Below are 19,098 nucleotides of genomic sequence, written 5' to 3'. Positions count from 1 at the left end.
ATTATCGTACTCCAGCAGCAATTTGCACTTGTACTTGCATGGAGTCCTGAACTAAGCTATCACTATGCCGTAAGCTATTTAAAAAGTGAATACAGAAATGTCCATTATAGTTATTATCGCGTATGACTTGATCACCATGGGGAAAGGAATGCATGGCCGCAGCTAAACGGCGCCCATCGACTTCGACAATGATTGCCCTCGGTGTCCATGAATAAGAACCTCCCCAAATCTCTCTCATAATTTGTGCATCACGAGCCGTTAATGGTTCGCTATCAGCATGATTACCGCCCATTGTATGTCGAACTTGAAATTGCCTTCCAGTTTGAAAATCCGTAATTGTAGCAACTTTTCCAGTGGGAAAAACGTATCTTGCTTCTGTCCACCAGTCTAATAACTCTCCGTGCCTAGCAGAGACTACTGGTTTTACCGGGACATTGTATACAGGTATTCTTAGTTGCTGTCCAATAGAGAGGATGCTTCTTTCGGTTAAATTATTAACCCTTAACAATTCGTTATGAGGAATACCGTATTGTTGACTTAAATTCCAGATATTATCTCCTGAACGAACCGTATGTGTGATAAAGGTTACGGTTACCCCTTCAACCTGTGAGGTGGCTGCTCCTGGGATAAGTAATCTTTGGCCAACTTGGATAACATCTGAAGATAAATTATTTTCTTGACGAATGGCCTCTACAGTTACTTGAAATTGATTAGCTATTTTCCAAAGGCTGTCGCCTGGAGCAACCACATAGGTAATTGTTCCGGATGTTGCTTCTTGGATACTTGGTGTTTGAATTGTCACATGATCAGGTGAAGTAAGTGTTACGGTCCTCGTAGTACCATTCCAATCGACTCGAAGTCCTAGAGTTTCGCTGACAAAACGGAGCGGTACCATAGTGGAACCGTTCATAATAAACGAAGCAGGGGTTGTCACGGCTTGTCCATTTACAGTTGCTACCGTTGAACCTACAACAAAGGAGACCCTTTGATTAGGCTGTTGAATGGTAACAGTTCTCGTTTGACTATTCCACCCTACTGTGGCTCCTAATGACTCTGAAACTGCTCGAATAGGAACAAATGTGGATCCGTTTATTATGACTGCTTGTGTATTCAATTGGTTGCCGTTTAACACAATTCGTGGAGCAATCGCTGACTGCGTTTGAGCCGTACTTGTGATGTTATGAGTGGTACTAGCTGAGGCAAGAGTTCCACCACTAAGGGGAATTGTTGCAATCGTTACACCGCTAATCACTAATTTAAGTACAACAATACGTACGTCAGGAAAACGCTCGGCAATCATTTTTTTGGCAGAGACGATAAGATTATCTTGTAAGTCTCTATTAGAGGGAAGCTCATCCGAAAACTCAAAGAAATAACTGTCTAGGTATATAATAAGTGCATATTCATGTTCATTGATCTTTTTAAGTTCATAATGTTCTACAATATCCACAGTTTTCATCCTTCCTATATACATCAAGATTATTATTTTGCTTAATAGCCTGAATATGTATGAAAAAAGGCAACAGAAATTTTATTGTGGATTGCAATTACACGTGGTTTGTGATACATTATATGGAAATTTAAGAGGTGAAGAAACATGCTGCCATGTAATAATGTAAGTACTAATTCACAATTCCATCATCATAACCAGTAGTCTTGCTATTTCGATTTCAAAAAAATCGTCCATAGGAAGACTATTAAGCGTGAAACCGCATTTGATCTAAGTTTAAAAACTTTTATCAAGTGCGGTTTTTTTATTTTACAAAAAATTGGAGGAAAGAACGATGAAAAAGATGGATTATCAAAACGTAAAAGGAACAGAAGATTATTTACCTAATGAAGCAGGGGTACGTAGAGAAATTAGAAGAACTTTAGAAGATGTATTTATTCAATATGGCTGTAAACCGTTAGAAACACCTATCTTAAATTACACAGAATTACTTTCTTCAAAGTATGGAGGTGGTGCTGAGATCTTAGAGGAGATGTACACCTTAACTGACAGAGGGAATAGAGATTTAGCTCTAAGATATGACCTTACCATTCCCTTTGCAAAAGTAATTGCAATGAATCCTACGCTTAGAATGCCATTTAAACGTTATGAGATAGGGAAAGTATTTAGAGACGGTCCAATTAAAACGGGAAGGTTTCGAGAATTTACACAATGCGATGTTGATATTGTAGGCGTCTCTTCTCAAATTGCCGAAGCCGAGTTGATGATGATGGCAGTCGATGCATTTGAAAAGCTTGATTTACCGATCACCATCCAGTACAACAATCGAAAACTTTTAACTGGGATGCTTGAGGTGTTTGAAACAGCTCCTGAAAAAATGAATAAGGTCGTACTGATTCTTGATAAGCTCGAAAAAATTGGGGTAGAGGCTGTCTCCTCTGAGTTAACTGATCTGGGTCTTCCTGAGGCAACCGTTACACTCATTCAACAGTTTTTGATTAATCAAAATAAAACAAGTTATACCTACTTCGAGCCATTTTCTAGGCGGAATTCTCTTGTCAAAGAGGGATTAGCTGAGTTAATGGAGCTTGACTCTTATTTAGAATTATTAGGGATAAATACACAATGTGTATTTAATCCTTTTCTGGCAAGAGGTCTTGAAATTTATACAGGCACGATTTATGAGATATTTTTAGCCGATCAGACGATAAAGTCAAGCATCGGAAGTGGTGGCAGATATGATAATGCCATTGGTGGGTTACTAGGAACGAATGAGAATTTCTCAACCGTAGGGATTTCCTTTGGCTTAGATGTTATTTTTACAGCAATGAATAAAGGAAAAGAGCAAAGAGTTTCTCTGATAGACTATTATGTCGTTCCAATAAATACAGAAAAAGAGTCATTGCTATTAGCGCGTGATTTAAGGCGAAAAGGATATAAGGTTGAGTTTGAATTGGGAGGTAAGAAGCTTGGAAAAGCGCTAGATAAGGCAAACAAAGAAAACTATCAAAAGGTAATAATTGTTGGCGAAGATGAAGTGAAGCAAAACCAATATAAGATTAAAGATATGAATACGGGCGAAGAAACCGTCGAGTCTTTTCGATTTCGTTAACAGACTAGGGTAGCGCCTCCGTATTTATTTGGAGGCGCTTTTACTAATCAAGACTGATGTACTTCATATGCAGCTCGGACTCCCGACTCAACCGCTCCTTCGATCCACCCCGGGTGTGAGGAAGTATGCTCTCCTGCAAAGTGAAAATGATGTTCTGGTGTTGAGAGATGTTGTGCAAATTGGCGCACATCTCCCGCTTTTAATACGCCAAATCCACCTTGGATAAACGGATGTTGTCGCCAATTTACAGCAACCGCAGATACATATTCCTTGTATACTACCTCCCCATACAGAGTGGTTAGTTGCTGGAGGATAAAGGCTAATCTATCAGTATTGGACATTGCTTCCCAAGGTAAAGTATCTGCGCCAAGAGTATAGCTAGCCGTTATAATGGCTGGACCAGGTGATCCCAACCCTTGACTAGGTAAAAAAGTATATCTCATGGGGAGATCAGTGATTGTTTGCCCTCCATAGTATCCTTGTTCTTCCCAAAATCTCTTCTTAAATTCAATGCCAATTCTTGATAGCGGTACATATCTTAGTTCCCGAATCGCTTGCCATTTTTCGTTAGTGAACAAAACTCTAGGATTAATGTCCACCATTTTTAATGATGAGAATGGAATGGCCAAGATAACTTTATCGGCTTTTAACGTTGTAATGTTAGAGGAAACGGTATTTGATGAAAAAATCGTTATTTCCTCTTGTTTAGCATCAATTCTTATGACTCTTTCATTTAAATAAATCTCATTTTTTACTTGTGAATATAATTGATGTGGCAGTTGGTCATTTCCACCCTCAATGGCATGAAAGCTTATCTGATCGTCAAACCAAGGCCAGAGAATTTGTAAGATGTGAAAGGCACTATATTCTGAAAAACCTTGCATTGCCAAGATCACTTTGATCTTGTCAATCGCTCCAGGAGAGAGAGGGTTGTTTAATGGTGGATTTTGTAGAAAGGTATCTAACGTATAATTATTTAATTGCTCAATAAGTTTGGATGGTGCTGAATAGCGTGTAAGGTAAGGAACAATGGTCAACGCTATTTCTTTTAGTAACTCAATTGCTGTCTTCTCTTTTTCATGATTGGCTAACTTAAAATTAAACATGTCTGGGTTTTCCTCGTAAAATCGTCTTTTCGTTTGAATACCATGAATATAAAAGAGATCATTAGGCGTGCTAGTAATAATTGGATAGGTGGATAGGTTAAATTTTCGAATGAATTCCCAAGTTAGATAATGATTGCTAGGGATTCGTGCTGCTCCTGCTTCAAAGCTTAAACCATTAGAAAATGGTTCTCGAACTGTAAATACTCTTCCTCCAATTCTACTGTCAGCTTCTATCACTGTTACATGATGTCCAGCTTGTTTTAGGAGAGAAGCGGAAACTAAACCAGCCATTCCTGCACCGATAATCACAACTTTCTTTGGAGCGGAATTCTTTTTAAGCCCATTCTGAACTAAATGTATCATAGCTGAAAGCGTAAGTTGTTCCATACCTAGAGCCTCCCGGTAACTAGATGTTTCATACATTTTACTTTGGATGATGCATATTTATTCCGCGACCAACCTTGATTACTTTTGCGTGCATTCTTTACTAGCATTTTACAACAAGTGAAACTTCTGGTTTACTAATTGTTAGAGTTAGTTAAGGGAGTGTTCACCGTGGATGCAAAAACTAAATGGGACCAAAAGTATTTGGATCGGTTAGAGAATTTAGAAAAGCCGATTGCCAATACTCGATTAAAGGAGCTATCTCCTTACCTAACCGGAGGTAAAGCACTAGATCTTGCTTGTGGATTAGGGGCAAATAGTCTGTTTCTGGCTGAAAATGGGTATGAGGTACAAGCCTTTGATATATCTGATGTTGCGGTTGACTATGTGAAAAAAGAGGCTGAAGAACAAGGCTTAGCGGTTTATCCTCGAATGGTCGATCTTACTGATATCAATAGCTTGGAAATTTTAGATCGAATGTTCGATCTAATTATTATTACATACTATCTCGACCGTGCTATTTTTCCTTTTGTAAAAACGATTGTTATGGAAAAGGGTTATTTCTTTATGGAGACATTCTACAAATCTCCAAGTGGTGAGGGAAAGGTATCTGAACATTTTAAATTACACACAGGAGAATTGTTAGCTGAATTTCGTGATTGGCAGATCCTTTACTATGAGGAAAATGAGCATGAGGGACGTCAGACAATTTTTGCTAGGAAAAGATAAAAGGAGTGACGGTACAGTGTTAGCGTATCGTCATTTAAGTTGTAGTTTACATAACACTATTACGGTTTACTTTATGTAATGAATTGAAAGGTTATCATTTTTAAAATTATCCTAGAACAAAAAAACAGCGTTTCTCCCACGGAGTGCGCTGTTTAGTTTGTCTTATTGGGAGATATGCATTCCGTGTTGCTGAATTCTCGTTAGGATCTCGTCTTTAGACACCTTATTTTCATTGTAAGACACTTTAACTTCACCATCTGTGATATCTACTAATGCCCTCTCGATCCCTTCCATTTGCATGAGGATCATTTCTAACGTTGCGATTGGTTCTTCATCAGTTGCTTCTTTAATGTGGATTGTAAATTCGTTCAATGGATAACTTCCTTTCTAAATATCTCTAAGCAAGAATAGTGTTACCCGATTATTCCAGTTTATATGAACTTTTCTTTCTTTTTGAAACAGAATCGGGTTATAATGAATATAATTTCGGTTATCGAAATATTTAAAAATTATTACATAGGGGATGAGGAAGATGTCAAAACGGTTGACTCGTAGTGAAGTATCTCTTGAACAAACATGGGATTTGCATGAGCTCTTTGACTCAAACGAGGCCTGGGAAAAAGAATTTGCACAAATAGAAGATGACATCCAAGAGGTTGTTCAATATCAAGGGCGTTTAGGCGAGGGATCTAGTATTTTAGTAGCCTGCTTAAATGCATATGAAAAACTACAAATGCGAATGGTTCGTGTTAGTACATATGGTTATTTACGCGCATCAGAAGATGGAACAAATCAACTTTATCAGGCTAATTTAAGTCAGGTTTCTGCAATAGTAGCAAGAGTAAATGCAGCAGCTTCATTTATTCAATCAGAGCTTTTACAATTGCCTGAAGGTACAATTAAAGGTTTTCTTGAAAAAGAAGAAGAGTTAGATACGTACCGAAGCTATTTACTTGAATTACAAGATCAAATGCCATATCAATTGTCTCAGGAAACAGAAACGGTACTTGCTTCTTTAGGAGAAGTGTTAGAAAGTCCGTTTATGATTTACTCACGAAGCAAATCATCTGACATGGAATTTGACCCAATTTTAAATGAAAATGGCGAGGAGTTACCGGTGTCACTATCCTTATACGAAACTCGTTATGAGCAATCTTCCGATACGGATGAACGAAGACTGGCCTATGCCTCTTATGCCAAAACACTAAACCAATATAAAAATACATTTGCAGCAACATACGCGACAGAAGTGAAAAAGCAAGTCGTGATGTCACGTCTTAGAAACTATGATTCTGTTGAACATATGCTTTTACAACCGCAGCAAGTCACGAAGGAAATGTATGAAAATATTTTGGATATCATCCAAACAGAACTAGCACCTCATATGAGAAGATATATTGATCTGAAAAAACGCGTATTAGGACTAGACAAGATGCTGTTATGTGACTTAAAAGCACCGATTGACCCTGAATACAATCCAGAAGTAACGTTTGAAGAAGCAGCTACTCATGTACTAGAAGCATTAGAAGTAATGGGTCCTGAATATATGGACGCAATGAGAACAGCAATTGAAGACCGTTGGGTTGATTATGCGGATACAGTAGGAAAACGAAGCGGTGCGTTCTGTTCTAGTCCATACGGTGTACATCCTTATATTTTAATGACATGGTCTGGAAAAATGCGCTCAACATTTACTCTTGCTCATGAACTTGGGCATGCAGGACACTTTGTCTTTGCTAATCGTTATCAACGAATTCATAATACAAGACCATCTAAGTACTTTATCGAGGCACCTTCGACGTTAAATGAAATGTTGTTAAGTCAGTCTTTATTAGCAAAAACAAAGGATGTACGAGCACGACGTTCGGTGTTAGTTCAGGTGTTAGGAACGTATTACCACAATTTTGTTACACACTTACTAGAGGCAGAAATGCAACGACGCGTATACCGCCATGCTGAAGCAGGTAAACCAATCACCGCAAGTGTTCTTTGTGAATTAAAAGGGAATGTTCTTGGGGATTTCTGGGGCGATTCAGTTGAGATTGACGAGGGGGCAAGACTTACTTGGATTCGCCAACCACATTACTATATGGGCTTATATCCATATACGTATGCAGCAGGTTTAACAGCTTCGACAGCGGTTGCCCAAACCATTCAAAAAGAAGGTCAACCAGCAGCCGAACGTTGGCTAGAAGTATTAAAAGCGGGTGGAACAAAGGAACCACTAGAATTAATGAAAATGGCAGGAATTGATATGTCTAGTCCGGAGCCAATCCGTCAAGCAGTTGCGTATGTCGGATCATTAGTAGATGAGTTAGAAGCGAGTTTTAAATCAGAAGGACAGTAAAGGAGAATCAATGATGGAGAAGAAAATTCGAGTAGGAGTCATCGGCGGTGGCTTTGGCGCAAAAGTTCATGTTCCAACATTTCAAGCACATCAAGGCTTTGAAGTGGTATCACTAGCTAGTGTAGGAAGAGGGAGAACGGAAGAATTAAAGAAAGAGACGGGTGTTGAAAGTGTATATGGAGATTGGCAAGAGATGCTTGATAATGAGCAGTTGGATTTAGTAGCTGTTGCTTCTGCTCCACTACTGCATCACGAAATGGTTTTGAAAGCATATGAAAAAGGACTTCACGTATTGTGTGAAAAGCCATTTGCGAAAGATACAGCACAAGCAGTGGAAATGCTAGCCGCTAGAGATCGTGCAGAAAAATTAGGGTTTATTAATTTTGAATTTCGCTTTCTACCAGCGAGACAAAAGGTGAAGGAAATTGTCGCTAGTGGAAAGTTAGGAAAGCTTATGCATGTAAACTATAAAACAAGTTTCCCTGGTTATGAGAGGTCTGTTACAAGTAAACGAGGCTGGCTAGGAAAGAAGGATCAATCTGGCGGTATGCTAGGGGCAATTGGGTCTCATATGTTTGATTCGTTACTATGGTGGGTTGATGATCAAATTAAGGAGATTAGTGGGCAATTAACGACACATGTTTCTGAGTTCTTTGACGAGTCTGGGGTTAAAGAAGTTCGTACAGCGGATGATGCTTTTCAGACGTTTGGAACGTTCGCTGGTGGAACAACGTTTACTGTAGGTCTTACAAGTACGACTCGACATAGTCAAGGCTGGGAGCTGGAGATCTACGGAACTGAAGGTAGCCTTGTGATGACTGAGGATAACAAGGTCCTTGTAGGGATTGGTAATGGTCCACTTGAAGAGGTAGAGTTATTGGCTGATTTGGTTGTTCCAGAGGGGATGAGTGATGTGGCTGGTCGTTACTATAATGCCTTTTATCGTGCAGTTGATGGGTTATATGGGGCATTGGCTGAGGATAAGGAACATCCGTATTTGGCTACGTTCGAAGCTGGATATCAGGTACAAAGAATATTAGATGCAGTTAGAGAGTCTCATGAAAAGCAAACAGTCGTCTACCTAGACAAGTAAGATTGATTGCATTTCTTTGTTTAGCTAAAGTAAAATAAATGTAATCTACTTAAGAAAAGAGGATACTTCATGATTCAACGTACAGTACTTATCAAATTTGCGGAAACAACTACACAAGAGCAACTACAAGAAGTAGTAACAAGATTTAAAGCATTAAAAGACCAACTAACTGGTATTGTCGATCTTCAAGCTGGAGTAAATATTGGTGAGCGAAACAGAGAATTTCAAGTGATGCTACTTGTTCGCTTTGAAGACAGAGCAGCTTTAGAAGCATATGCTGTGAACGAAGCACACCAAGCAGTAGCAGCTTACATAAAAGAAGTAGGTCGCTTAGACAGTGTTGGCGTGGATATTGAAATTTAGTTTTTTTGAGAAAGAAACTCCTTTTGGGGTTTCTTTTTTCTTATGATAGTGGGTGGTGCGATGATGGCGAATTGTTGAGTACTTTTTGGAAGAAACAATAGTTGAATAGGTAACGCAAGAGAGTGTCGCGAGCCCTTTTGTAAGAGGGATCGTAGGAAAGGTAACGGAAGAGAGTGTCGCGTGCCCTTTTGGAAGAGTAGGTCGTAGGAAAGGTAACGCAATGGAGTCTAGCGTGCCCTTTTGGAAGAGTAGGTCGTAGGAAAGGTAACGCAAGAGAGTCTAGCGTGCCCTTTTGGAAGAAAAGGTAGTTGGAAAGGTAACGCAAGGGAGTCTAGCGTGCCCTTTTGTAAGAGTAGATCGTGGGAAAGGTAACGTAAGGGAGTCTAGCGTGCCTTTTTGGAAGAGTAGCTCGTGGGAAAGGTAACGTAAGGGAGTGTCGCGTGCCCTTTTGTAAGAGTAGATCGTAGGAAAGGTAACGCAAGGGAGTGTCGCGTGCCCTTTTGTAAGAGTGGGTCTTAGGAAAGGTAACGTAAGGGAGTCTATCGTGCCCTTTTGTAAGAGTAGATCGTGGGAAAGGTAACGTAAGGGAGTCTAGCGTGCCCTTTTGTAAGAGTAGATCGTAGGAAAGGTAACGCAAGAGAGTCTAGCGTGCCCTTTTGTAAGAGTAGATCGTGGGAAAGGTAACGTAAGAGAGTCTAGCGTGCCCTTTTGTAAGAGTAGATCGTAGGAAAGGTAACGAAAGAGAGTGCCGCGTGCCTTTTTGGAAGAGTAGGTCGTAGGAAAGGTAACGCAAGGGAGTCTAGCGTGCCCTTTTGGAAGAGTAGATCGTAGGAAAGGTAACGCAAGGGAGTCTAGCGTGCCCTTTTGTAAGAGTAGATCGTGGGAAAGGTAACGTAAGGGAGTCTAGCGTGCCCTTTTGTAAGAGTAGGTCGTAGGGAAGGTAACGCAAGAGAGTGTCGCGTGCCCTTTTGTAAGAGTAGGTCGTAGGGAAGGTAACGCAAGAGAGTCTATCGTGCCCTTTTGTAAGAGTGGAACGTAGGAAAGGTAACGGAAGGGAGTCTATCGTGCCCTTTTGTAAGAGTAGCTCGTTGGAAAGGTAACGCAAGAGAGTCTATCGTGCCCTTTTAGAAGAGCAGATCGTAGGAAAGGTAACGAAAGAGAGTGTCGCGTGCCCTTTTGTAAGAGTAGGTCGTAGGGAAGGTAACGCAAGGGTGTGTTAGCGAGCCCTTTTGTAAGAGTGGATCGTAGGAAAGGTAACAGACCTCTGCTATGGCACTTTTTTTCCGCCGACATTAAAATTTTAAAAGTAGTATTTAGGTGTACGTGATATAATTGAGGAAAGAGGAGGTGAAAACAAATGGAAGAGCTACTGCTTAAATTGATTGAGGGACAAGCTAGAACAGAAAACCAGTTACATACCATCCAATCTGAAATAAAGGATATAAGGAGTGACTTGGTTGTTATGAAAGAAGATATTTCAATTCTTAAGACAGATGTAGCAGGTCTTAAGACAGATGTGGCAAATCTAAAGACAGATGTAGCAGACCTAAAAACAGATGTAGCAGGTCTTAAGACAGATGTAGCAAACATGAAAGAAGACATTCATGAACTAAAAGCAGACATGAGTGACGTTAAACGAACCGTGTTCCGAATTGAAACTCATCAAGAAGAAACGGTTATGGGTATGTTATTATTCATAAAAAAACAAGGTGAACAAAAGGAAAGTCAAATTAGAGTCTTAAATCAAAGACTTTTTGATGTAGAGGCAAGAACAGAAGCTCCACGATGAAATTCCACTCCATTTTCTTCAGAACTTACCTCATTAAAAAATACCCTATCTAAGCCAAACGGTGTAAAAACATAATAAATATAAGAAAAACCGTTGTGCTCGGTAGAGTTCAACGGTTTTTACTTTGGCGTAACTAAATTAACTTTTTCTAGTGAAACATATATTTTTCCATGTTGATGAAAGCGCTCTTACGGGATATAACTAAAGTAGAAAGATCTGTTTAAATAAGAAAAGGGGTTACATAATGCAAGATTTCGTTTTTCAAAACCGTACAAAGATTATTTTTGGTAGAGATAAGGAAGAAGTAGTCGGGCAAGAGTCTGTAATATATGGTAAAAAGCTTCTTCTACATTACGGCGGAGGTAGTATCAAAGCAAGTGGTCTATACGATCGAGTAATAAATTCTTTGCAGGAGCAAGACATAGAAATAATTGAACTAGGTGGAGTTTTACCAAATCCAAGAGTAAGTTTAGTTCATGAGGGGATATCCCTTTGTAAAGAACACAACATTGGATTTATTCTTGCTGTAGGTGGAGGTAGTGTCATTGATTCGGCCAAGGCAATTGCAGCAGGGGCTAAGTATGACGGTGATGTGTGGGATTTCTTTACTGGAAATGCTTCTGTTAGTGACAGCCTACCAATTGGTGTTGTGTTAACGATACCTGCTGCTGGTAGTGAAACGAGTGAAGGAACGGTTATTACAAATGAAGATGGGTTGTATAAAAGAGCCATGGGTCACCCAACACTTCGTCCACAGTTTGCGATACTTAACCCTGTACTTACATACACGCTGCCTTCTTACCAAACGGCTTGCGGGATAACTGATATGATGGCACATTTATTAGAAAGATACTTTACAAGAGAGCGCAATGTCGAGTTAACTGATCGTTTATGTGAAGCGACACTTAAGACGGTCATTAATAATGCTCACACAGTTCTAGAAGAGCCGACGAACTATGACGCGCGTGCTGAGATTATGTGGGCTGGAACAAATGCACATAGTGATTTGTTTGGGACAGGTAGAATTGGTGATTGGGCAAGTCATGACATCGAGCATGAGATTAGTGGAATTTATGATATTGCACATGGAGCAGGACTAGCGATTGTTTTTCCGGCTTGGATGAAATACGTGTACAAACATGATGTCAACCGATTTGTTCAATTTGCCAACCGTGTCTGGGATGTTGAGATTGACCTTTATAATCCGGAAAAAACGGCGTTAGCAGGGATCAAAAAATTCGAACAGTTTCTACATTCGATTGGAATGCCAATTACATTAAATGAAGTGGAAATTGGCGACGAACACTTTGATGAGATGGCAAAAAAAGCTACAGAACGATGGCCGTTAGGGAACTTTGTGAAATTGCATGAAAATGATGTACGCCACATTTTTGATTTGGCTAGATAAGTAAAAAAACAACGGGGTTTCCTTACTAAGGAGGATGACGATGAATATATTAGTAACTGGAGCCAATCGAGGGCTCGGGCTTTCTTTTATCAAACTAGGATTAGAAAAGGGTTATCAACTGTTTGCTGGTGTCAGAACACTTGATAATAAGACAACAAAAGCCCTACTAGAACTTAAGGACTCGTACAAAAATCAATTACATATTTTACAGTTAGATGTTACTGATGAACAGTCAGTCGCTCTTGCTGCGAATTCTTTGAAAGAAAGTGGTCAAACACTTGATGTGATTATTAATAATGCTGCGGTGTTAGAAGAACGAGAGCAAACAGTCGAAGAGTTGGATATTGAAGCTTGCATGAATTCATTTAATATTAACACGTTAGGACCAATGCGGGTGGTAAAGCATTTTCTCCCTTTACTAGAAGTGGGAACGAAGCAATCAATTGTAAACATTTCCTCGAATGCGGCTAGTTTGACCCATGCTTACAGTGGCGATTATCCGTACGGACTTTCAAAGGTTGCTTTAAATATGTTTTCAGAGAAAATTAGTCGTGAGTTAAAAGAAAAGAATATTCGCGTTTATTCTATTCATCCTGGATGGATGAAAACGGATATGGGTGGAGAACAAGCACACCTAGAACCACTTGAGTCTGCCATTGGGATATACGACATTATTGAACAAAAGATAGATATTAATTCTGTTTATATCGACTATCAAGGCAAACGAATGGATTTTTAGGATGAGAATAAGAATAGTCGCAGTTTTAGGAGATTATTATCATAGGGAAGAATGGTCAGTAGAGAGTATTAAGCAAGCAGTTAGAGACCACTTTGAAAACGATCAAGTGGTAGTAGAAAATATTTCAGTAACCGAGTTGGCTACTAGTTTGCTCACGAAACCAGATGCCGTGATTTTGTTTAAAGAAAACAGAGTAAATCCAGAAGCTGAAAAAGTCGAGACTTGGATGGACCCGTTAACTGAAAAAATAATTTGCGAATACGTCAAAAACGGAGGTAGTTGGATCGCTTGGCATTCAGGTTTAGCATCATATCCAACGCAAGGTGACTATCTCTCGATGACTCGCGGATATTTTATCCGACACCCTGAAATCCATCAGTTGGTCAATTATCGCGTATCAGGAGCAAAATTAATAGATCCAAGCTATGACTTTGCTATTATCGACGAACACTATTTTGTTCATTGTAATGAAGCTGAGACAAACGTCTTCTTAAGGTCAGAGTCCATTGATGGAGCTTCTATCGCAGGTTGGGCTCACGAATACGGTGAAGGACGTGTGGTTTGTTTAACACCAGCGCATCTTAAGGAAGGTTTGCTACATCCAAATATGACTAGAATGCTAGCTCAGGTGATTAAATGGGGCTGTAGACTTGTATGAGAAAAGGAGAACTACATTTTTCGGTAGTTCTCCTCACTTTTTATAACGAAAGACGGAATGCTTTTACTACAACCCCGTCATTGGCAGGTACAAAATCGTATTTCGGTAACCGCTCAAAGCCAAACTTTTCATAAAGCTTCATCGCATTTTTCATAAACTCACCTGTGTGTAAACCAATAGTAGAGTACCCCTTAGCTTTTGTTCTGTTCACACATTCTGTTACTAAAGCAGAGGCTACCCCTTTCCCACGGGCTGCAGGGGCAACGGCGAGCATGCGTATCTCAGGATAGTCAAGTTCCTGAACGCGCCCTTCGTAAGCATCAATTTTTGCAGGGAATAAGGCGACACTTCCAAGAATTTCCCCATTTAATTCAGCGACAATCAGCTCGACTCCTGGTTGTTGATCGGTTTCAGATGAAATTGCCTTCTTTAATGCATTCCAATGTTCTTCTGAGATCAGAGTTGCATATTCACTATATGAACTAACTCTTTGATCACGGATCAATGTTAGTTCGTCACTATGTGCATCCCGTATAATCACTTAGTTGCTCCTTTCTTGTGTGAGAAACTTATCTGTCATTCCACTTAAATTTTCTCGATTATGTGGTGTTTGAAGTGGTGCTAGATCTGGCCCTTTTGGCAGAATTTTCGCGTCATTGTTCGTAAAGATTGTAATTGATAAATGATAGTGTTTTTTAATAGATTCAAAGTCAGTTGTATCGCCAAATCCCGGAGTTTGATACAAGTCTCTGACATAACCCCATAAAGCTGGAAAATCCCGAATTAAATTCCGATTTGTCTTAAAAGCATTATAGTAAGCAACGTCGAAACGAATTAAGGTAGCGTAAAGACGAACATCTGAGTCTGATATATAATCACCAAATAGAAAACGTCGAGAAGTGAGGTGTTTTTCCAACTCATCTAAACGGAAGAATAGGCGATCGAACGCTTCTTCATAGACTTCTTGACTTCGTGCAAACCCGCATTTATAAACACCATTATTGATATCATGGAAGATGGTTTCATTTAGTGCATCAATCTCATTACGTAAGTTTTCAGGGTATAAATCTGGAGCATTTTTTTTGTGAAGTGGCCGCCAAACTGTCTCTAGGTAGTTTGTTAGTTTATAATAGTCGTTGTTTACGACCTGACGACTATTTACGTCAATCATTACTGGTACCGTAGGTCTACCGGTATATTCAGGATCTGTATTTTTATAAACTTCGCTCACATAGCGTATTCCCAGGACTGGATCTACGTTATTTTCGTCTAAGGAAAACTCCCAATCAACATCGGGCAGTTTTGGTCGCATTGGACTAGCGGTGCCTAAACTAATTGCATCTTCTAGGCCTAGGAGATTTCGAACTATGACTGTACGGTGTGCCCAAGGGCAGGCTGGTGTCCAAAGTAGTCGGTAACGTCCTCTTTCGACTGGCCATTCACCTTTTTGACTGCCAAATGGTGTTGAAAATCTATTTGTCTGTCGTTTGAAAGAACCATCCGTGCCAATTTCTTTGTTAGAAGACTGTTGATCAATTTGTGTCATCGGAATACCTCTCTTTTTAGTTTAAGCTTACGTATTCAAAAGCTGGGTGTCAATTAAGATGCCACTTAAGAAAAGGTTGATTTTTCCGCAAATCTTGTTTATACTGTCAAAAATATCAAAAATCTATGATGAAGAGAGTAATTAAGCAAGTGTCTGTAGCGAGTTAGGGATGGTGCAAGCCTAATAGACAATACTTAATGAAGCGCACTTCTGAGATACAGCCTGAACGGGAAATTGGTAGGGTGTTGTCGGGGGAAACCCGTTATCGTTAGTTAAGAAGGTTCTTTTTGTGAACAATCAGAGTGGTACCGCGGGTAATCTCGTCTCTATTATTAGAGACGGGATTTTTTTATTATTTTCTGAGAAAAAGAAGGGTGATGGAGATGGAATTAAAACTAGTATACGCTACTGAACTTACAGGAAGTTTGGATGGCATGGTAGAAGTTGAGGACGTAGAAAAGTTGATAGAAAAACCAAAGTATGAGGAGCAAGGGGATTTGGCTTTTCCGTGCTTTGGGCTAGCAAAGCTAATGAAAAAAGCACCAAATGTGATTGCAAAAGAATTAGCCCCTAAAATTCAACATCCTTTATTTGAAAAAGTAGTGGCTGACGGCCCTTATGTGAATTGTTTTTTAAATAAACAATCCGTAAGTAATGAGATGTTACAAACAATTTTAAATGAGGATATGAATTACGGGTCGCTAACAATAGGTAATAAGAAGTCGATTGTCCTCGATTTTTCATCACCAAATATAGCAAAACCGTTCTCAATGGGACATTTACGTTCGACGGTTATTGGGAATTCACTAGCAAATATCGTTGAGAAATGCGGTTATCAAGCAGTTAGAGTTAATCACTTAGGGGATTGGGGAACTCAATTTGGTAAGCTGATTGTTGCTTATCAACTGTGGGGTGATGCGAATAAAGTCAAGGCAGAACCGATCAAAGAATTATTAGCCCTCTATGTAAAATTTCATGAAGAGGCAGAAAAGCAACCAGCCCTTGAAGATGAAGCAAGACGATGGTTTAAGAAACTAGAAGACGGCAATGAGGAAGCACTAGCACTTTGGAAATGGTTTAGAGAAGAATCGCTTCAAGAGTTTTCGAAAATCTATCAATTGCTAGATGTACATTTTGACTCTTACCAAGGGGAAGCATTTTACAATGACAAGATGGACCAAACGATTGAGTTGTTAAATGAAAAAGGTCTTCTTTCTAGTTCAGAAGGTGCTGAGGTTGTTGACTTACATGAGTATGATTTACCTCCATGTTTGATTAAAAAGTCCGATGGGGCTACCTTGTATGCAACGAGAGATGTAACGGCGGCTTTTTATCGACAGCAACAATATCAATTCGAGAAGACGATTTATGTCGTTGGTCAAGAACAAAGCCTACATTTCAAACAGGTATTTTTAGTTCTCGAAAAAGCAGGTTTTGAATGGGCGAAACAATTAGTTCATATTCCTTTTGGATTTATTTTAAAGGACGGCAAAAAAATGTCGACTAGAAAAGGAAAAATCGTCCTTCTAGAAGAAGTTATTACGGAAGCAATCGAATTGGCACATAGAAATATTGAGGCCAAAAATCCTAACTTAGCAAATAAAGCTGAGATTGCAAAAATGGTTGGTGTTGGATCTATTATTTTTCATGATCTCAAAAACGAACGACAAAATAATGTTGAGTTCTCATTAGAAGAAATGTTGAAATTTGAGGGAACAACAGGTCCTTACGTACAATATACTCATGCGAGAGCGTGCTCAATTTTACGAAAAGCAGCTGTCTCTTCACAAACGGCTGGGCTAACTGGATTACAGGACAGTGCTAGTTGGGCAGTAGTAAAATTATTGATGGAATTTCCAAATGTGATTGAGAAAAGCTTTTACCAATATGAGCCTTCGCAAGTGGCAAAATATCTACTTGATCTGTCCCAAGAGTTTAACAAATATTATAGTCGAGTAAAAATCCTAACTACTGATGAAGAACTTGAGAGCAGATTAGCTTTGGTAAAATCGGTGACGATTGTATTGAAGGAAGGACTAAGACTTCTAGGGGTACACGCACCAAAGGAAATGTAGTTAAAGGAGAATTATAATGGAAGTTACGATTGCAAACTATTTTGAATTACTAGCATCAAAAGATAAGGATCAACAATATGAAGCATATCAGCAAATAGTAGTAGCAACTGAAAAACCGGTCGATTGGGCTTATGAGGTTTGGGATCAATTAATAGCCGATTTAACAGACTCTGATAACCATCGTCGATCTAGAGCAGCGCAATTTTTATGTCGATTGGCAATAAGTGACCCAGAGAAGAAGATTTTAGAGGATTTTTCTGCTATATGGGAAGTAACAAGAGACAAGAAGTTTGTTACTGCAAGGCACTGCTTACAGTCTATATGGCGTATCGGACTTGCTGGTGAACAACAAAGGAAGCTTGTTTTGGAAAGTTTTAAAAATCGCTTTCTGAAATGCGAAGATGAAAAGAACTACACGTTAATTCGTTTTGATATGATTCAAGGACTTAGGAACTTATTTGATCAAATAAAGGATGAGGAAGTTAAAGAGTTGGCATTATCTTTGATTGAGAATGAAACAGATCCAAAATATCAAAAGAAGTATGCGGCGGTCTGGAAAAACGGATAAGTGAGAGGAGACATATCTATGAATTTAGCGGAAGCCTTTAAACGAACCAGTAGCCAATTAGCTGGACACGGAAAAAGAAATTTACACGTGTTGAAGGATGCGCTACAACAATTAGATGGCGAGTTGGAAAGTGATTATTATGGAACTGGCCAAATAATTGAAACGTTTCAGGAGAAGATTGCTTCGTACTTAGGCAAAGAAGCAGCTGTCTTTTTCCCAAGTGGAACAATGGCGCAACAAATTGCCTTACGAATTTGGTGTGATCAAAAAGGGGTGAAGAAGGTTGCGTACCACCCACTAAGCCATTTGGAAATTCATGAAGAAGAGGGATTAAAGGAACTGCATCAGATTGAGTCTGTACTTCTAGCTGATAATGATCGCATTATTCAGCTAGAAGACGTTGTCAACATGGCTGATGATGTCTCTTGTTTATTGTTAGAATTACCACAACGAGAAATTGGTGGACAATTACCTGAGTACGAAACACTTGAGGCAATATCGGCATATTGTCGAGAGAAGGGAATTAAGTTGCAGCTTGATGGAGCAAGACTTTTTGAAATTCTACCTTATTATCAAAAAACAGCAGCTGAAGTTTGTCGTCTTTTTGATAGTGTTTATGTATCATTTTATAAAGGAATTGGAGGATTAGCTGGAGCTATTCTTGCAGGAGATACTGACTTCATTGAAAAATCAAAGGTCTGGAAACGACGACATGGGGGTGACCTAATTAGTCTTTATCCATATATCATCAGTGCTGACCATTATTTTGATCAACGAGTAGCTAAAATGGGGAGCTATTATGAGGGAGCCAAAGAATTAGCTTCTTATTACAATCAATGCGCGGGAGTGCGAACTCTTCCTCTAGTACCAGTTTCTAATATGTTTCACGTACATATTCGTTTACCGGTAGAAACAGCTGAAAAAGTGCTGATAGAAGTATATGAGGAGACAGGGATTGGGTTAACAGGTAGGCTTAATAAGGTAAGCTCGAGCAGTTGTTATTTTGAAGTTAGTATTGGGGATCAGTATGAACAAGTACCTAAAACAAAATTAGATCATTTATTTGACGTGTTAGGCACAAAACTAAAGAACAGGGGATAGGGCCAATCGGCTCTATTTTTTATGTTAAAGGCTCTTTTCGTGAACATTGTGGCTTTTTCACCCTAAAATAATCGGAAAAATACCCTAGATGAAGATATCAGCCAATAAATTATGTAAGAAAAGAGCAATA

At 39.3% G+C, this 19,098-nt stretch carries 17 protein-coding genes and 1 other annotated feature; of the genes, 12 read left to right on the top strand and 5 right to left on the bottom strand.

Annotation, left to right across the window (positions count from 1 at the left end; all coding sequences use genetic code 11):
• Position 1 precedes the first annotated feature (1 nt).
• Positions 2–1,450, bottom strand: a complete 1,449-nt coding sequence (locus DS745_RS23395) for a stalk domain-containing protein (RefSeq protein ID WP_161568371.1) — start codon at positions 1,448–1,450, stop codon at positions 2–4.
• A 334-nt stretch (positions 1,451–1,784) separates the two neighbouring features.
• Here DS745_RS23395 and DS745_RS23390 point away from each other — a divergent pair, with 334 nt between their 5' ends.
• Positions 1,785–3,062 (top strand): histidine--tRNA ligase, encoded by a 1,278-nt coding sequence (locus tag DS745_RS23390; protein ID WP_129080640.1) that lies wholly within the window; start codon positions 1,785–1,787, stop codon positions 3,060–3,062.
• Positions 3,063–3,109: 47 nt separating this feature from the next.
• Here the strand turns inward: DS745_RS23390 and DS745_RS23385 are convergent, their stop codons facing one another.
• Positions 3,110–4,555: a flavin monoamine oxidase family protein gene (locus tag DS745_RS23385; protein ID WP_161568370.1), complete on the bottom strand. Its 1,446-nt coding sequence runs from the start codon at positions 4,553–4,555 to the stop codon at positions 3,110–3,112.
• Between the two features lie 168 nt (positions 4,556–4,723).
• On the opposite strand from DS745_RS23385, the gene DS745_RS23380 reads away from it, so the two are divergent.
• Positions 4,724–5,281: a methyltransferase domain-containing protein gene (locus DS745_RS23380; protein WP_161568369.1), complete on the top strand. Its 558-nt coding sequence runs from the start codon at positions 4,724–4,726 to the stop codon at positions 5,279–5,281.
• A gap of 162 nt (positions 5,282–5,443) precedes the next feature.
• Here DS745_RS23380 and DS745_RS23375 read toward each other — a convergent pair whose 3' ends face one another.
• The gene (locus DS745_RS23375; RefSeq protein WP_129080637.1) at positions 5,444–5,653 is read right to left on the bottom strand and encodes a heavy-metal-associated domain-containing protein; all 210 of its coding nucleotides are present in this window, start codon (positions 5,651–5,653) and stop codon (positions 5,444–5,446) included.
• 160 nt (positions 5,654–5,813) lie between these two features.
• Between DS745_RS23375 and pepF the strand changes: the two genes are divergently transcribed.
• From pepF to DS745_RS23340, 7 genes are all read left to right on the top strand, one after another.
• A complete protein-coding gene (pepF, locus tag DS745_RS23370; protein ID WP_129080636.1) occupies positions 5,814–7,628 on the top strand; it encodes an oligoendopeptidase F in 1,815 nt (604 codons plus the stop codon).
• A gap of 13 nt (positions 7,629–7,641) precedes the next feature.
• Positions 7,642–8,721 (top strand): Gfo/Idh/MocA family protein, encoded by a 1,080-nt coding sequence (locus DS745_RS23365; RefSeq protein ID WP_206662956.1) that lies wholly within the window; start codon positions 7,642–7,644, stop codon positions 8,719–8,721.
• A gap of 69 nt (positions 8,722–8,790) precedes the next feature.
• Complete coding sequence (locus tag DS745_RS23360; protein ID WP_129080634.1) at positions 8,791–9,084, top strand: Dabb family protein; 294 nt, start codon at positions 8,791–8,793, stop codon at positions 9,082–9,084.
• A gap of 1,357 nt (positions 9,085–10,441) precedes the next feature.
• Positions 10,442–10,873 (top strand): hypothetical protein, encoded by a 432-nt coding sequence (locus DS745_RS23355; RefSeq protein ID WP_129080633.1) that lies wholly within the window; start codon positions 10,442–10,444, stop codon positions 10,871–10,873.
• A gap of 244 nt (positions 10,874–11,117) precedes the next feature.
• Entirely contained in the window at positions 11,118–12,281 is a 1,164-nt protein-coding gene (locus DS745_RS23350) for an iron-containing alcohol dehydrogenase (RefSeq protein ID WP_129080632.1), read from the top strand.
• Between the two features lie 40 nt (positions 12,282–12,321).
• Entirely contained in the window at positions 12,322–13,020 is a 699-nt protein-coding gene (locus tag DS745_RS23345) for an SDR family oxidoreductase (RefSeq protein ID WP_129080631.1), read from the top strand.
• A gap of 1 nt (position 13,021) precedes the next feature.
• A complete protein-coding gene (locus DS745_RS23340; protein WP_129080630.1) occupies positions 13,022–13,678 on the top strand; it encodes a ThuA domain-containing protein in 657 nt (218 codons plus the stop codon).
• Between the two features lie 40 nt (positions 13,679–13,718).
• Here the strand turns inward: DS745_RS23340 and DS745_RS23335 are convergent, their stop codons facing one another.
• The gene (locus tag DS745_RS23335; protein WP_129080629.1) at positions 13,719–14,219 is read right to left on the bottom strand and encodes a GNAT family N-acetyltransferase; all 501 of its coding nucleotides are present in this window, start codon (positions 14,217–14,219) and stop codon (positions 13,719–13,721) included.
• Positions 14,220–15,224 carry a glutathione S-transferase family protein gene (locus tag DS745_RS23330; RefSeq protein WP_129080628.1) on the bottom strand — a complete coding sequence of 335 codons (1,005 nt, stop codon included), beginning with the start codon at positions 15,222–15,224 and terminating at the stop codon, positions 14,220–14,222.
• 116 nt (positions 15,225–15,340) lie between these two features.
• Positions 15,341–15,555 (top strand) — a binding site (T-box leader).
• A 52-nt stretch (positions 15,556–15,607) separates the two neighbouring features.
• On the opposite strand from DS745_RS23330, the gene argS reads away from it, so the two are divergent.
• Genes argS through DS745_RS23315 form a run of 3 tightly spaced genes read left to right on the top strand, consistent with a single transcriptional unit; the run spans position 15,608 to position 18,968 of the window.
• On the top strand, positions 15,608–17,299 hold the full coding sequence (gene argS / locus DS745_RS23325) for an arginine--tRNA ligase (protein WP_129080627.1): 1,692 nt from the start codon (positions 15,608–15,610) through the stop codon (positions 17,297–17,299).
• A 16-nt stretch (positions 17,300–17,315) separates the two neighbouring features.
• Complete coding sequence (locus DS745_RS23320) at positions 17,316–17,867, top strand: hypothetical protein (protein WP_129080626.1); 552 nt, start codon at positions 17,316–17,318, stop codon at positions 17,865–17,867.
• Between the two features lie 18 nt (positions 17,868–17,885).
• Entirely contained in the window at positions 17,886–18,968 is a 1,083-nt protein-coding gene (locus DS745_RS23315) for a threonine aldolase family protein (protein ID WP_129080625.1), read from the top strand.
• Positions 18,969–19,098 lie beyond the last annotated feature (130 nt).

This window comes from Anaerobacillus alkaliphilus, from assembly GCF_004116265.1.
Lineage (GTDB): Bacteria > Bacillota > Bacilli > Bacillales > Anaerobacillaceae > Anaerobacillus > Anaerobacillus alkaliphilus.
This window is presented reverse-complemented; position numbering and strand designations above follow the sequence as displayed.